The sequence below is a fragment of the Amycolatopsis sp. NPDC048633 genome (assembly GCF_040650695.1).
In the GTDB taxonomy this organism is placed as follows: Bacteria; Actinomycetota; Actinomycetes; order Mycobacteriales; family Pseudonocardiaceae; genus Amycolatopsis.
In genome coordinates, this window is record NZ_JBEZHS010000006.1 from 189,330 (window position 1) to 203,755 (window position 14,426).

The 14,426-nt window shown below is 71.2% G+C and carries 16 protein-coding genes and 1 tRNA gene; 11 read left to right on the forward strand and 6 right to left on the reverse strand.

The features are described 5' to 3' along the window. The first annotated feature begins 21 nt into the window (after positions 1–21). From AB0C38_RS15220 to AB0C38_RS15230, 3 genes are all read left to right on the forward strand, one after another. Positions 22–94 (forward strand) — tRNA-Asn (locus AB0C38_RS15220). 338 nt (positions 95–432) lie between these two features. After that, the gene (locus AB0C38_RS15225) at positions 433–1,098 is read left to right on the forward strand and encodes a HEAT repeat domain-containing protein (RefSeq protein ID WP_360672478.1); all 666 of its coding nucleotides are present in this window, start codon (positions 433–435) and stop codon (positions 1,096–1,098) included. Further along, positions 1,092–2,102, forward strand: a complete 1,011-nt coding sequence (locus AB0C38_RS15230; protein WP_360672481.1) for a HEAT repeat domain-containing protein — start codon at positions 1,092–1,094, stop codon at positions 2,100–2,102. Before AB0C38_RS15225 ends, AB0C38_RS15230 begins: the two co-directional genes overlap by 7 nt. Positions 2,103–2,137: 35 nt before the next feature. On the opposite strand, the gene AB0C38_RS15235 is transcribed toward AB0C38_RS15230, so the two are convergent. Further along, on the reverse strand, positions 2,138–2,485 hold the full coding sequence (locus AB0C38_RS15235) for a cytoplasmic protein (RefSeq protein ID WP_360672483.1): 348 nt from the start codon (positions 2,483–2,485) through the stop codon (positions 2,138–2,140). A gap of 36 nt (positions 2,486–2,521) precedes the next feature. Here AB0C38_RS15235 and AB0C38_RS15240 point away from each other — a divergent pair, with 36 nt between their 5' ends. From AB0C38_RS15240 to AB0C38_RS15260, 5 genes are all read left to right on the forward strand, one after another. Then, positions 2,522–3,118, forward strand: a complete 597-nt coding sequence (locus AB0C38_RS15240) for a TetR/AcrR family transcriptional regulator (protein WP_360672486.1) — start codon at positions 2,522–2,524, stop codon at positions 3,116–3,118. 124 nt (positions 3,119–3,242) lie between these two features. Further along, positions 3,243–3,854: a dihydrofolate reductase family protein gene (locus AB0C38_RS15245; RefSeq protein WP_360672489.1), complete on the forward strand. Its 612-nt coding sequence runs from the start codon at positions 3,243–3,245 to the stop codon at positions 3,852–3,854. Positions 3,855–3,871: 17 nt separating this feature from the next. After that, positions 3,872–4,195 (forward strand): YciI family protein, encoded by a 324-nt coding sequence (locus AB0C38_RS15250; RefSeq protein WP_360672491.1) that lies wholly within the window; start codon positions 3,872–3,874, stop codon positions 4,193–4,195. Beyond that, on the forward strand, positions 4,192–5,442 hold the full coding sequence (locus AB0C38_RS15255) for a DUF6596 domain-containing protein (RefSeq protein ID WP_360672494.1): 1,251 nt from the start codon (positions 4,192–4,194) through the stop codon (positions 5,440–5,442). Before AB0C38_RS15250 ends, AB0C38_RS15255 begins: the two co-directional genes overlap by 4 nt. Before the next feature lie 12 nt (positions 5,443–5,454). Continuing rightward, positions 5,455–6,207: an MBL fold metallo-hydrolase gene (locus AB0C38_RS15260; RefSeq protein WP_360672497.1), complete on the forward strand. Its 753-nt coding sequence runs from the start codon at positions 5,455–5,457 to the stop codon at positions 6,205–6,207. Positions 6,208–6,210: 3 nt separating this feature from the next. Here AB0C38_RS15260 and AB0C38_RS15265 read toward each other — a convergent pair whose 3' ends face one another. Next, positions 6,211–6,564, reverse strand: a complete 354-nt coding sequence (locus AB0C38_RS15265; RefSeq protein WP_360672500.1) for a hypothetical protein — start codon at positions 6,562–6,564, stop codon at positions 6,211–6,213. Positions 6,565–6,921: 357 nt separating this feature from the next. Here AB0C38_RS15265 and AB0C38_RS15270 point away from each other — a divergent pair, with 357 nt between their 5' ends. After that, on the forward strand, positions 6,922–8,478 hold the full coding sequence (locus tag AB0C38_RS15270) for an alpha-L-arabinofuranosidase B (RefSeq protein ID WP_360672503.1): 1,557 nt from the start codon (positions 6,922–6,924) through the stop codon (positions 8,476–8,478). A gap of 6 nt (positions 8,479–8,484) precedes the next feature. Here the strand turns inward: AB0C38_RS15270 and AB0C38_RS15275 are convergent, their stop codons facing one another. Further along, positions 8,485–9,072, reverse strand: a complete 588-nt coding sequence (locus tag AB0C38_RS15275; protein WP_360672506.1) for a TetR/AcrR family transcriptional regulator — start codon at positions 9,070–9,072, stop codon at positions 8,485–8,487. Between the two features lie 115 nt (positions 9,073–9,187). On the opposite strand from AB0C38_RS15275, the gene AB0C38_RS15280 reads away from it, so the two are divergent. Both AB0C38_RS15280 and AB0C38_RS15285 read left to right on the forward strand, forming a co-directional pair. Then, positions 9,188–9,751 (forward strand): hypothetical protein, encoded by a 564-nt coding sequence (locus tag AB0C38_RS15280; RefSeq protein WP_360672509.1) that lies wholly within the window; start codon positions 9,188–9,190, stop codon positions 9,749–9,751. 251 nt (positions 9,752–10,002) lie between these two features. Continuing rightward, positions 10,003–10,965 carry an ATP-binding cassette domain-containing protein gene (locus AB0C38_RS15285; protein WP_360672512.1) on the forward strand — a complete coding sequence of 321 codons (963 nt, stop codon included), beginning with the start codon at positions 10,003–10,005 and terminating at the stop codon, positions 10,963–10,965. A gap of 130 nt (positions 10,966–11,095) precedes the next feature. Here the strand turns inward: AB0C38_RS15285 and AB0C38_RS15290 are convergent, their stop codons facing one another. Genes AB0C38_RS15290 through AB0C38_RS15300 form a run of 3 tightly spaced genes read right to left on the reverse strand, consistent with a single transcriptional unit; the run spans position 11,096 to position 14,321 of the window. After that, positions 11,096–11,881, reverse strand: coding sequence for an NAD-dependent epimerase/dehydratase family protein (locus tag AB0C38_RS15290; RefSeq protein ID WP_360672515.1), 786 nt, complete (start codon positions 11,879–11,881; stop codon positions 11,096–11,098). Beyond that, the gene (locus tag AB0C38_RS15295; protein ID WP_360672518.1) at positions 11,881–12,897 is read right to left on the reverse strand and encodes a Gfo/Idh/MocA family oxidoreductase; all 1,017 of its coding nucleotides are present in this window, start codon (positions 12,895–12,897) and stop codon (positions 11,881–11,883) included. Before AB0C38_RS15295 ends, AB0C38_RS15290 begins: the two co-directional genes overlap by 1 nt. Further along, entirely contained in the window at positions 12,876–14,321 is a 1,446-nt protein-coding gene (locus AB0C38_RS15300) for an NDP-hexose 2,3-dehydratase family protein (RefSeq protein ID WP_360672521.1), read from the reverse strand. Before AB0C38_RS15300 ends, AB0C38_RS15295 begins: the two co-directional genes overlap by 22 nt. Positions 14,322–14,426: the final 105 nt, after the last annotated feature.

Here is a 14,426-nt window from a genome sequence, read left to right on the forward strand (position 1 = left end):
GGCACCGGAAGTGAGCAACATTCCCCTGTAGCTCAACTGGCAGAGCATTCGGCTGTTAACCGGAGGGTTCTTGGTTCGAGTCCAAGCGGGGGAGCAAAAGCCCAGGCCAGTGGCCTGGGCTTCTTTGTGTCCTGGGTCGGCCGGACAGAAGAAATGCGCCCAGCCCCTGGTTTGGTTCTGTGTAACGAAAACGGGATGGCATTGCTGGTTCCGGACAAGCCGGCACCCGGCGCGACCGCCGCTGATCATTTCGGAGACCCGCTCCAGGCCGGGCTTGACCGATTCGAGGTTGGACTCCACTCCGGTAGCGCAGTTCGCCGAGACCGCAGGGCTTCTCGGCGCGGTGCCGGTCCTGCTGATCCACCAGGTCGCGTGATCCTCTTGACCTTGACACAGTGACAAGGTCTTCACTGCGGGGAGGAGGTGGTCACCATGAACCGCTCATCGGACACGCGCCTGCTCGAGGCGTTGGGCGCCGGGAACTCGTCGATCCGGCTGCAGGCCGCGCTGGCTGCCGGGACGCAGGCTGATCCTGGGCTTGCCGGTGCGCTTGTGGCCCGGTGCGCGATCGAACCGGACTTCTTCGTGCGGGACATGCTCACCTGGTCGTTGACCCGCCTCCCGGCGGAGCTCACCGTGCCTCTGCTCGTCACGGAACTGCGGTCCGGGCGGGCGCAGGCCCGCAGCCAGGCGCTGCACACGCTGTCGAAGATCGGCGACCGGACGGCGTGGCCCGCGATCACGCCGTCGCTGCTGCGCGACGTCGACGACGAGGTCGCGCGGAGCGCTTGGCGCGCTGCCGTCGTCCTCGTGCCCGCCGACGAGCAGGGCGGGCTGGCCGCGGAACTGGCTCGTCAGCTCGGGCGCGGTGACCGGGACGTGCAGCTGAGCCTCAGCCGGGCTCTTCTCGCCCTCGGTGACGTGGCCGAGCCCGCCCTGCAACCGGGGCTGGCGAGTCCTGACCCGGGTGTGCGCGCCCACGCCCACGCCACGCGACGGCTGCTGCACAACCCGGACGACGGCTTCGACCTGGCCGTCGACGAGGCGAAGCGGGTCGTTGCCCTCGGGCCGGAACGAGCCGGGTCGACGGGGTGCTGATCGGCGAGGTGGCCCGCCGGTCCGGGGTGAGTACGCGGATGTTGCGGCACTACGACTCCCTCGGGCTGGTGCGGCCGACCGGTCGCACGGTGGGCGGGTACCGCGAATACTCCGAAGAGGACATCCGCCGGATCTTCCACGTCGAAGGGCTGCGGTCCCTCGGCATGTCGCTGCGGCAGGTCGGCCGTGCGCTGGCGGACCCTGGCTTCACCCCGTCCGCGCTGGTCGGCGACCTCGTCCGGCGGTCCGAAGACCGGCTGAAGCGGGAACAGGAACTCCTCGAGCGGCTCCGGGCGATCGACGCCTCGGAGCCCGCCGGCTGGGACGGCGTCCTGCACGTCGTCGAGCTCCTGCACGGGCTCGATTCGCCCAGTCCGTCACGCCGGCAGCAGGCGGCCCTGGCGCCGGCCGAGGACGTGCAGATGCCCGCCGAGCTGCTGGCCAAGGCGGTCCTCACCGAAGCGAACCCGAACGTCGCCGGCGCCCTGCGCTGGGCGCTGGCCCGAGCGGGCACCGACGGCGTGGCGGGCGTGGCCGCCGGAATGCGTTCCGCCGACGTCGACGTCCGGCGGCGCGCGGTGCTGGCGATCGCCGAGCTCCCCGGCGACGAGGCGACCGCGGTGCTCACCGGCGCGCTCGAAGACCCGGACCCGGACGTGCGCCGGCACGCCGCGCTGGCCTCAGGGAGCCGCGGGGTGACCGCCGCGGTCCCGGTTCTCGTCGACATGGTGGTCAAGGGCACGAACGACGTCGAAGCGGCGGAAGTGCTCAGCGCACTGGCCCTGGACCCCGCGTTCGCGGAGCGGATCCTGGGTGCGCTGGCCGGTGAGCTGGCCGCGAACACGGCGGACGCCGCCGTGCGGATCCGCCTGGTCCAGGCGCTCGCCGAGCTGCCGGGCACCCTCGCGCGCGACGTCCTGCGGCAGTCGGCCGGCGACGAGGACCGGGCCGTGGCCCTGATCGCCTCGGCTCTCGCTGACGTGCTCGACGGCGTCGGTGACTAAGCGGCGGACGCAGGTTGTGGCCCGGAGGTGCGTCCTCATGGTTGAGCGGGCCCCAAGGCGGTGGTCGAGACGATGCCGTCGGGACGAGGTTCCTTCAGCTCGATGAACACCGAGTGCGTCGGGGTGTCGCCCACGTTCTCGCCTGAATGCTCCTGTTCGTCGAGCCACCGGACGGCGCCTGCCGGCAGATCGACGCGGACTTCCTGGCCGCCGGCGTGGACCCGGCGCCGGAACGAGCTGAGGGTGACCATCACGCTGTCCGGGTGCCGGTGCGGCGCGGTCCGATCGCCTGGTCCGTCGAGGTATTCGAGCACCCGGACCCGCTCGTTTTCGAAGGCGACTCGGTACAGCTCGGGGTTCGTGTCCGTGGGGTCGTCGGCCATGGCTGCCTCCTTATGGCACTGAAGTACCATGATGGCATGGACGTACCATATGAGTCCACCGGCCGCCGGCGGCAGAAGGGCCGGACGCGGGCCGCGCTGGTGGCGGCCGCGCACGAGTTGCTCGCGGCGGGCGAGTCGCCGGCCGTCGAGGACGCCGCCGCCATCGCGGGCATCTCGCGGACCACGGCGTACCGCTACTTCCCGAACCAGCGCGCCCTGCTGCTCGCCGCCTACCCGGAAATCGAGGACGGCGTCGGGTTGCTGCCGGTCGACGCGCCGGCTGAGGCGGAGCCGCGCCTCGAGCTGGTCATGCGGTCGTTCCTGGACTTCGTGGTGCGCTGGGAGCCGCAGCTGCGAGCGCAGCTGCGGCTGTCCCTGGAGCCGGGGGCGGCGCAGCCGATCCTGCGTGGCGGCCGGGCGATCCGCTGGATCGAGGAGGCGCTGGCGCCGCTGGCCGAGACTCATCCGCACGTCGACATCCGCGAAACCGCCGTCGCGATCCGATCCGCTACCGGCATCGAGTCGCTGGTGTGGCTCACCGACATCGGCGGGCTCGACCGCGAACGCGCCGCCGAGGTACTGGCCGGTTCCGCGCGGGCGATCCTTCGCGCGGCCCTCGAGCCCACGGACTGAATGGCGCGGCGTCCGGAAAGATCTTCGAAGAAGTCCGGGACCGGTTGTCGGATCGCGGTGGGGGTCTTCGTAGCAGGGGTGAAGCTGCCCACGAGGGGCGGCGCCGAGGTGAGGAACCGCCATCGTGAAGCTGACGACCATCACTCAGATCACCGTCGACGGAGTCGTGCAGGGCAACGGCGGTGCGTCGGACGAGGACCGCCGGAACGGGTTCGAGCGCGGCGGCTGGGCCCTCGGCGCGGGGGACGACGAGACCCGGACTTTCATCGCCGAGACTTACCAGCGCGCCGAGGCCTTCTTGTTCGGACGGCGGACCTACGACCTGTTCGCCGGCTCCTGGGGATCCGTCGAGCAGATGCGCACGCATCCCATCGGCGTGGCCTTGGCCGCCGCCCCGAAGTACGTTGCCTCGACCACGCTCACCGCGCCGCGCTGGGCGGACACCACCGTCCTCGGCGGTGACCTCGCCGCGGCCGTCGGTGAGCTGAAAGCCAAGCCCGGGGGTGAGCTGCAGGTGCACGGCAGTGGCACCCTGGTCCGGTGGCTGCTGGCGAACGGCCTGGTCGACGAGATGACCCTGATCGTGGTCCCGGTGATCCTCGGCCAGGGCACGCGGTTGTTCCCGGACGCCGGCCCGGATCTCGCGCTCGACCTGGTCGAGTCGCGGGCCGACGCGAAGGGCGTGACCATCCAGGTCCTCCGGCCGGCCGGGCGCCCGCGGTACGCGGGAAACTGACAGGAGATGATTTTCCGATGCGATACCTGGTCTCTGTGATCGACGACAAGAGCAACCCCGGCAGCACCGACCGCCAGCCCGCCATCAGCGAGTTCAACGAACGGCTGGTCGCCGAGGGCTACTGGGTCTTCGCGGGCGGGCTCGCGGACACCGGCGCGGCCACGGTCGTCGACAACCGGGGCGAGCAGGCGGTCGTCAGCGACGGGCCTTTCGTGGAGTCGAAGGAGTACCTCGCCGGCGTCTGGGTGTGGGAAGCCCCCGACCTGGACGTGGCGCTCGAGCTCGCCACCGAGGCGTCGAAGATCTGCGACCGGAAGATCGAGGTGCGGCCGTTCCTGTGAGCGACGCCGAAGAGGCGGTGATCCGGGTCCACCGCGAGGAGTGGGCCCGGGTGGTGGCCGCCCTGGCCAGGCGCTTCGGTGACCTCGACATCGCCGAGGAGGCGGCCGCCGAGGCGTTCGCGACCGCCGTCGAACGGTGGCCCGCCGACGGCGTGCCGCCCAGCCCCGGCGCCTGGCTGACCACCACCGCCACCCGCAAGGCCATCGACCGGATCCGGCGCGAGAGCAAGCGCGACGACAAACACAAGGAGGCTCGGATGGGGTACGACGACGACCCGCCCGAGCCGCTCGGTGCCATCGACGACGACCGGCTCCGGCTGATCTTCACCTGCTGCCACCCGGCGCTGGCGATGGAATCCCGCCTGGCGCTGACGCTGCGCATGGTCGGCGGGCTGACCATGCCCGAGATCGCCCGCGCCTTCCTGGTGGCCGAAAGTGCCATGGGGCAGCGGATCACCCGCGCGAAGGCCAAGATCAAGGCAGCCGGCATCCCCTACCGGGTGCCGTCCGCCGAGGACCTCCCGGCCCGCGTCTCCGGCGTGCTCGCCGTCCTTTTCCTGATCTTCAACGAGGGATACCTGGCGACTGGCCCGGACACCGATCCCGTGCGGCACGAGCTGACCGCCGAGGCGATCCGGCTCACGCGGCTGATCCGTGCCCTCCTGCCGGACGACGGCGAGGTAGCCGGGCTCTTGGCGTTGATGCTCCTCATCGAGGCCCGCCACCCCGCCCGGGTCTCGGCGGGCGGCGAACTGGTCGCCCTCGACGAGCAGGACCGCGGGGCCTGGGACGCGGCGCTGATCGCCGAGGGGCACCGGCTGGTGCGCGAGCGCCTCGTCGCGGCCGCCGCCGGGGTCGCTCCGGGCCGCTACCAGATCCTCGCGGCGATCAACGCCGTGCACACCTCCGCTCGCGACGTCCGCGACACCGACTGGTCGCAGATCGTCGCCCTCTACGACCAGCTCGTCCGCCTCGACGCCTCGCCGGTCGTCGCGCTCAACCGGGCCATCGCGGTCGCCGAGCTCGACGGACCGGAGGTGGCGCTGGCGGCCGTCGACCGCCTCGGGGACAAGCTGGCCGGCTACCACGCCTACCACGCCACCCGCGCCGATCTGCTGCGCCGGCTGGGCCGGAGCCGGCCGTCGCGCGCGGCGTACGACCGAGCCATCGAGCTGGCGGGCAACACCGCCGAGACCGCCTCGCTGACCCGCCGCCGCGACCAGCTCGCGCCGGACGGAGGCACCTGACAGAGTGAGCCGATGCTGAAGCAGGTGGCCGACGGTGTCTGGGTCCGGCAGAGCGAATGGGTCTGGAGCAACGCCGTCGTCGTGCGCGGGGAGGCCGGGCTGACGCTGGTCGATCCCGGCATCGCGGGGTCCGATCTGGCCGAGCTCGCCGACGACGTGGACCGGCTCGGCCTGCCGGTGGTCGCCGGGTTCTCCACGCATCCGCACTGGGACCACCTGCTCTGGCATTCCCGGTTCGGCGACGTGCCGCGCTACGCCACCGCCGCCGGCGCCCAGGCCGCCACCGAAGCCCGGGAGCGGGCGCGGCAGATGGCGGCGGAGAGCGCGTCGGGTATCCCGCTCGAGCTGGTCGCGCTCCTCACCCCGCTGCCCGCGGACGGGGGAGTGGTGCCGGGTGAGATCGTCGAGCACGACGCGCACGCCGTCGGCCACGCCGCTCTCCTTCTCGCGGACCGCGGCGTCCTGCTCGCCGGGGACATGCTTTCCGATGTCCTGATCCCGCTGCTCGACCCTCGGCGTCCCGGTCAGGTGGACGCCTACGAGGCGGCACTCGACCGGCTGGGCGAGGCGGCCCGGCACGTCGATGTCGTGGTCCCCGGCCACGGTGCCGTTGCCGAGGGGCCCGAGGTGGCGGCCCGCTTCGCCGCCGATCGTGCGTACCTCGACGCGCTGCGGCGAGGAGAGGATCCGGTCGACGCGCGGCTCGCCCAAGACTGGCTTTCCCGCCCCCACCAAGCGAACCTGGAGCAGGCCCGGCAGTCGTGAACGTCAGCGCAGCCGGCGCAGCGCCGCGTCGGCGCAGTCTTCGGGGTTCCGGTCGAAGGCGATGGCCGCGCCCGGAGCCTCCTGGTGCACCAGGTTGATCACCGTTTCGAAGAACTCGAGCAGCGGTTCGTGCTTGCGGATCCCGCCGCCGATCACCACGCAGGCGTAGTCCGCGTCGGTCAGCGCCGCCGCGATCTTTCCCGCGGGGTCCGCGTCGAGGTCCACGAGGCACCAGTCCGCCTCGAGGCCGAGTTCGCCGAACCGGGCCCGGCCCCGGCTGATCGCCGCCAGGACCGGCTCCGGGTCCCACCCTTCGATCCTGGCGGGATCGAGTCCGACCACCAGTACTCGTGCCACCTGACCCGCCGCCTTCGTGTCGCGAAAGGAACCCCGTCGCCGATCGTGCCACACGCGCCGGCCACCATCCCGGAAGTTCCGCCGACCGACTCTTGACGCCCGGCCGGTAAGCGCCCACAATTCAAGCGTACGGCTGAATGTTAGCGCTAACATTAGGCTTGGTTTCGACGACGAAGTCGGAGAGATGCCAATGAAATAGCCGCTCCTTCACCGAATCTCCTTCGCGCCTCACCGTGCGCGCACGTGTATCGAACCCCTGGCACCGCGGCGTCTTCCGGGCCCGCTCGCGCCCGGGGTGTCCGATTCTGCTGTCGATCGAAGATTTGCCGGCACTCAACGCAACGGAGGAATAAAAACATGACTCCACGGCCGAAGAATCGTCGTCTGCGGACGATTTCGCGGATCGCCGCCGCGGTCGCCGCCCTCGCCGGAGGGCTGGTCGCCACCCCCGGTACCTCGCAGGCCGCCACGCAGGGGCCGTGCGACCTCTACGCGAGCGGAGGTACGCCCTGCGTGGCCGCGCACAGCACCACCCGCGCTCTCTACGGCGCCTACAACGGCCCGCTCTACCAGGTCAGGCGGGCGTCGGACAGCAGCACCCGCGACATCGGCCCGCTCAGCGCGGGCGGCGTCGCCAACGCCGCCACGCAGGACTCCTTCTGTTCCGGCACCACCTGTCTCATCACCGTCATCTACGACCAGACCGGCCGGAACAACCGGCTCACCCAGGCACCTCCCGGTGGGTTCAACGGCCCGGCCGCCGGCGGCTACGACAACCTCGCGAACGCGACCTCCGCGCCGATCACCGTCGGCGGCCACAAGGCCTACGGCGTCTACGTCGCCCCCGGAACCGGCTACCGCAACAACAACACGAACGGGGTTGCGACCGGTGACCAGCCGGAAGGCATGTACTCCGTCTTCGACGGCACGCACTACAACGGCGGCTGCTGCTTCGACTACGGCAACGCCGAGCGCAACAGCCGGGACAACGGCAACGGCACCATGGAGGCCATCTACTTCGGCAACATCAAGGTCTGGGGCTACGGCACCGGAAACGGCCCGTGGATCATGGCCGACCTGGAGAACGGCCTGTTCTCGGGAGTCAACCCCGGCTACAACGCCAACGACCCGTCCATCAGCCACCGGTTCCTGACGGCGATCGTCAAGGGCGAGCCGAACCACTGGGCGATCCGGGGCGGCAACGCGCAGTCGGGCAGCGTGTCGACGTTCTACAACGGGAGCCGGCCCAACGCTTCGGGGTACAACCCGATGAAGAAGGAAGGCGCGATCATCCTGGGCATCGGCGGCGACAACAGCGTCGGCGCCCGCGGCACCTTCTACGAGGGCGTGATGACGGCCGGCTACCCGTCGGACGCCACCGAGAACGCCGTGCAGGCCAACATCACCGCGGCGGCCTACAGCGTCGGCAGCGGGGGCAGCGGGCTGACCCCCGGCTCGACCGTGTCCCTGCGCGCGACCACGGCGTGCTGCACGGACCGGTACATCCACCACACCGGCACCGCGGTGGACACGGCGGTGATCAGCGGCTCGAGCTCGTCCACCGAAAAGGGCAACGCGTCCTGGATCGTGCGAGCCGGGCTGGGCAACGCGTCGTGCGTGTCGTTCGAATCGAAGAACGCCGCCGGGCAGTACCTGCGGCACCAGAACTTCCAGCTGTACCTCACCGCGAACGACGGGAGCTCACTGTTCGCCCAGGACGCGACGTTCTGCCCCGAAGCGGGCCGCAGCGGCCAGGGCACCTCGCTGCGGTCGGCCAACTACGCCGACCGGTACGTCCGCCACTACGCCAACGTCGTCTACATCGCCAGCAACGGCGGTTCCAACACGTTCGACAACGCCGCCGCCTACAGCGATGACGTGAGCTGGCTGGTCAGCTCGCCCTGGACCCCGTAAAACCCTTCAGTCGCCTCGGGCCGCCTGACCGGCGACCGCAGCGTCCCGGTACTTCAAGATCCCCTCGACACCGAGGAGGAACGTTTCGCAGACCGGGGCCGGATCGGTCAGGCAGCCCGCGGCCATCGCTCCGTCGCGCAACATGACGAAATGCCTCGCCGCGGGCTCGGGTGCCGTTTCGCCGGTCCGCGCCAGCAGCTCGGTGACGACGTCCAGGAACCACCCCCGGTGGGCGAGGACGGTCCGGTGCACCGGGTGCGCGGGGTCGGGGTACTCCGCCGCGGCGTTGAGGAAGGCGCAGCCCCGGAAGCCGGGGGACCGGATGCCGTCGGCGATCGACCCGGCGACGGCTCGGACGGCGTCAGCCGCGGACGCCTGGCCGGTGCGAGCGGCCTCCACGCCGGCGCGGATCGCGCGGTCGGCCTCGCTCAGGTAGGCGACCAGCAGGTCGTCCTTGCTCGGGAAGTGCCGGTACAGCGTGGCGCGGGTGACGCCCGCCTCGGCGATGACCCGGTCGATCCCGACCGAGTGCAGCCCCTCCGAGTAGAACAGCCGGCTCGCCGTGGTGAGCAGCCGTGCTCGTGCTTCGGACACTTCGCTCCCTTCACCAGGCTCCAGGGTAGCAGATAGAACGGTCTGTCTTGCGCTTCGGCGGGCGCCCTGCCATAGTTGGACCGAGATAGAACGGTCTGTCTACCTAGGAGGAGCCATGAGCACCACCACCGAGCCGGCCACCACCGGCACCGCGCAGCCCCTGCGGCGGCTGTACTTCACCCGCTTCGCGTTCGCGATCGTGTGGGCCGGGCTGCTGTTCGTCACCGCGTCGAGCCTCGGTCCGGTCAGCATCGCCCTGCTCGTGCTGTACCCGGTGTTCGACGTGGCCGCGGCCCTCGTCGACGCCCGTTCGTCGAAGGCGGCCAAGCCGGTCGCGAGCCTCTACGTGAACGCGGCGATCAGCCTGCTCGCCGCGGCCGGCCTGGCCGTCGCCGCCTCGTCCGGGATCCCGGGGGTCCTGCGCGTGTGGGGCGCCTGGGCGATCGTGGCCGGCCTCGTCCAGCTCGTCGTCGCCGTCCTCCGCCGGGGCCTGGGCGGCCAGTGGCCGATGATCCTCAGCGGCGGGATCTCCGTCCTGGCCGGCGCGTCGTTCGTCCTGCAGGCCACAAAGGACGGTGCCTCGCTGACGACCTTGGCCGGCTACGCCACGCTCGGCGGCGTCTTCTTCCTCGTCTCCGCGTTGCGGCTGAAGGGCCGCGCGGATTCGGCCACCGCGTGAACGTGGGCATCGGCGCCGGTGCGCCATTCGGAGCAACGCGGGTTCTTTCGCGGGAAATATCCACCCCGGACAGAGGGAATCGCAATTTGGAAGATGCTTCCTACTCCATTCGTGGACTACTTATCCAGGAGCGATCAACTTAGGTTGTCGCGGTCAGCGACCTTTTCCGCTAGCCCAGTGCCACCGGGACCGGTTAGCTGATCACTGGGGCACCGCGCGCGGGCGGTCCGGCCGCGGTGGAGGGGAAACCGATGATCGAAGCTCAGGGACTCACGAAGCGGTACGGGCCGACGACCGCCGTCGACGGCCTGTCCTTCGCCGTGAAACCCGGCGTCGTCACCGGGTTCGTCGGGCCGAACGGCGCCGGGAAGTCCACCACCATGCGGCTGGTCCTCGGGCTGGACGCGCCGAGCGCGGGCACGGTCACCGTCGGTGGGAAGGCCTACGCCGACCTCGCCGCGCCCCTCCACGAGGTCGGGGCGCTGCTCGACGCGACCGCCGTGCACGGTGCCCGGACGGCGTACCGGCACCTGCAGTGGGTCGCGCAGGTCGGCGGCGTCTCCCGCCGCCGCGTGGACGAAGTCCTCGACGCCGCCGGCCTCACCGAGGTCGCAGGCCGGCGGATCGGGACCTTCTCGCTGGGCATGTGCCAGCGGCTCGGCATCGCGACCGCCCTGCTCGGCGACCCGCCGGTGCTGCTGCTGGACGAACCGCTGGGCGGCCTGGACCCCGAGGGCATCCGCTGGGTGCGCACGCTCCTGCGCGGGCTGGCCGACGAGGGCCGCACGGTCTTCGTCTCCAGCCACCTGATGACCGAGATGGAAGAGACGGCCGAGCACCTCGTCGTGATCGGCGCCGGCCGGCTCGTGGCGGACCTGCCGCTGACCCGGCTGACCGAGCGCGGCCACGTCCGCGTCCGGACGCCCCGCGGCGCGGACCTCGCCGAGGCCTTGAGCCGGGGCGGTGCCACGGTTTCGGCGGCCGGCGACGGCGCGCTGGTCGTCGCCGGCATGGACGCCGCCCGCGTGGGTGACATCGCCCGCGCCCGCGGGATCGGGCTGCACGAGCTGACTTCGCGCCGTGCGAGCCTCGAGACCGCTTTCCTGGACCTGACGCGCGACACCGTCCGCCACCGCTCGGGCGAGCGGGCCGTGCCGTCGCTGCGCCGCGCTTCCGCCCGCGGACGGGCGGGACACCGCGCCCCGCCGCCGTGAGCGGCTGAAGACCCGGCGGGAGCACTCCCCCCTCCCGCCTGCGAGGTACGACGTCCGGTGCGCCCAGCCCCCAGTACGGTGCGCCGGACGTCGTGCCGCAAGAAGAAGCCGTCCACAAGGGACGAACAGCTCAGGCGCTGACCGAAGCGTCGAGGTGACGGCGGGCCGCGTCGGCCAGCTCGTCGATGTTGCGGTCCAGCAGCAGCTTCAGGTAGCCCGGGCCGATGCCGAAGTCGTCGTACCCGGTGACCAGGGACCGCAGCTTGTCGATCCGCACGTCGCCGCGCTTGGCCGGCATCTCGACCAGCTTGCGCTCGGCGCGCGTGCCGAGGCGCTCCTCCAGCCCGTCGACGATGTCCTCGATCGCCTCGGACCGGCCCGACGCGACGTTGACGACCTCGTCCCGGACGCCCTGGCCGAGCAGCGAGTCGATCATCCGCATCATGTCGCCGACGTCGAGCAGGTCGCGGGAAACCCCGGAGTGCAGCGTGACCGAGCCCGAGAGCACCTGGCGGGTCAGGGACGGCAGCAGCTGGTGCGGCGCCTGGCCCGGCCCGACGATGTGCGACAGCCGCAGGACGAGCCACCGCGCGCCGGAGAGCGCGCAGACGTGTTCGAGGCACAGCTTGTGCCGGCCGTAGGGCGTGAGCGGGAAGACCGCGCCGCCCTCGCTGCCGACCGACTGGTCGGCGCCGTACATGCCGGTCGAGGCGGTGGACAGGAAGATCACCGTGCGGCCGGTGGCCCGGCAGCGGTCGATCACGTCGTAGACCAGCGTCGACTCGCGCTGGAACGCCGAGACGTCGTCGACGAGCACCGTCGAGACGCCCGCCGCGATGAGCGTGACGTCCGGGTAGCGGTCGCCGAAGTGCTGCCGGGTGTGGTGCGCGATGAAGCCGTTCCCGATGATCTCCATCAGCGGGCCACCGTCCGGTCGTCGGACACCCCGGCCGCGTTCGAGAAGACTTCGTCGGCGAGCCGCGCGGTGTCCACGGAAGAGGCGAACCAAGCCGCCTCGGAGTCGTCGCGCCCGGCCAGCGCGGCGACGGCGAACGAGCGCAGCGACAGCTCGAACTGGTGCGCCGGGGGCAGCCAGAGTTCTTCGACGTGGTCCTGTTCTTCGATGCGCAGCACCGGTTGCCGGCCCGGCGGTGGCGTGAAGGCGCGGTCCAGCGACAGCGCGGCGACGCTGCCCCAGAGCTCGTACCGCGAGCGGTAGCTGTGCTGGAAACCGAAGTCGAGGGACGCGGTGACACCGGTCGCCGAGGTGAGCAGCGCGTGCCCGGCGACGTCCACGCCGCCCTCGTCGAACCGCAGGGTGGCGCCGGTGACCCGCAGGTCGGGGCCGAGCAGGAACAGTGCCGCGCGCAGCGGGTAGACGCCGACGTCGAGCAGCGCCCCGCCACCGAGCGAGGGCTGGTAGCGGATGTCGTCGGCGGGCAGCGGCGGGATGCCGAACGACGCGGTGAACGTCCGGAGGTCGCCGAGGCGCCCGGCGTCGAGCAGGTCGCGCACCCGCGTGTGCTGGGGGTGGTGGATGAACGTGAAGTTCTCGCGCAGCACCAGGTTCAGCTTCGTGGCCAGCTCGGCCAGGTCCTGGGCCTGCTCGAGGTTGAGCGTGAGCGGCTTCTCGCACAGCACGTGCTTCCCGGCCAGCAGCGCCTTCCTGGTCCATTCGTGGTGCAGGCTGGTCGGCAGGGAGACGTACACGGCGTCGACGTCGGAGCGGTCCAGCAGCTCGTCGTAGGTCGTCGCGGTGGCGTGGAAGCGCGCGGCGAACTCCGCGGCCTTCTCCGGCGAGCGGGCCGCGACGGCGGTCAGCGCCAGTTCGCCCACGGCGGCCGCGGCGGGCAGCGTGCGGCGCGCGGCGATCGACGAGCAGCCCAGCGCGCCGAGCCGCAGGGCCCGGCTCATCGCAGTCCCCGCAGGCACGCGATCAGGCTGCGGGCCTGCACGTTGACGTAGTGGCTGTGCCGCAGCAGCTCGTTGAGCTGGTTGAGGGTGAGCCACCGGAAGTCGGCCAGCCCGGCGTCCGGGAAGTCCGCGGGCACCTCGATGATCTGGTAGTCGCTGTACGCGTGGTGGAACCGGCCGCCCTCTTCGGAAAGCTGGGCGGAGAAGAGCACTTGGTCGTCGCGTCTGCCCAGCACCATGTCGAGGAACGGCGGCCGGTCCGCGGCCGGGGTGAGCACGTAGTTGTCCGGCGTGCACTGCACGGTTGGCGCGAGCTCCACCACGTCCAGGTACCCGGGCTCGACCCGCGCGTTGAGCAGCGCGTGCAGCACGCCGTCGACGCGTTTCACCAGCAGGGCCACCACCCCCGCGCCGTGCGGCCGGATCAGCGGCTGGGTCCACTGCGCGACTTCGCGCCCGTTCGTGGCGATGTCGACGGCGATGATGCTGAAGTACAGGCCGAGCTCGTGCGAGATCTCGGCCGGGGTCCGGACCCAGTTCGCGACCTCGCCCAGCGGGAGCGGACTGGTCCGCACCACGTGCTGGGCCTGGCGCGAGGTGATCCAGCTGAGCACCTCGGTGCGGGTGTGCAGGCTGCCGGTGGGCTGGGCCGAGGAGCGCGCGATCGCCGCGGCGAGGTCGCTCACGGCGTCGGCCTCGTGGCCCTCCAGCCCGCCCGGCATGCAGGACAGCACCGTGCGGGCGTCCATGTTGACCAGGTTGTCGTGCCGGAGCAGCTCGTGCAGCTGGCCGAGGGTGAGCCAGCGGAAGTCGTCGGGCAGGTCGTCCTCGCCGGCGAATTCCGCGGCTTCGACGATCATGTTCCGGTTGCGCTTGCGGTAGAACCAGGAACCCTGCTCGGACTGCAGGACGTCGGCGAGCACGGTTTCCGGGTCCGGGTCGCGGAAGTGGTCCAGGTAGGGGACCGGGCGCCCGCCGTGCACGCGGGTGTAGTTGCTCTTCGTCGCCTGGACCGTCGGCGAGACCTGGACGCCGTTGACGTTGCCCGGCTCGGACTTCGCCTGCATCAGGCAGTGCAGGACGCCGTCGATCTCCTTGACGAGGATGCCCAGGATACCGATTTCCGGCTGGTTGATGATCGGCTGCGACCAGTGCGTGACCGGGCCGTGGTCGGTGTCGACTTCCAGCCCTTCGACGCCGAAGAAACGGCCGCTTTCGTGGCGCAGGTTCCCGGAGCCGGGGTCGAAGCCCCACTGCCGGAGGTCGCCGAACTCGATCCGGCGGACTTCGTGGCGGTGGGCGAGGTTGCGGTCCTCGATCCACTTGGCGACCACGGCGTTCGGCGTCGCGACGCCGTCGGTGGCGGCGGCGGACTTGGCGAGCCGGTGTGGCAACGTCACGTCCGGTTTGCGGAGCAAGCCGGTTCCAGTGTGACGTTCCATGGATTTTCACCTCGCGTGGCCGGCGGACGGGATGTCCTATTTGTAGCGAGGAGAAACTAGGAGGAATGCTGGTCTTTCGCCGGGCGCCGAGGTGACACTAGGCGA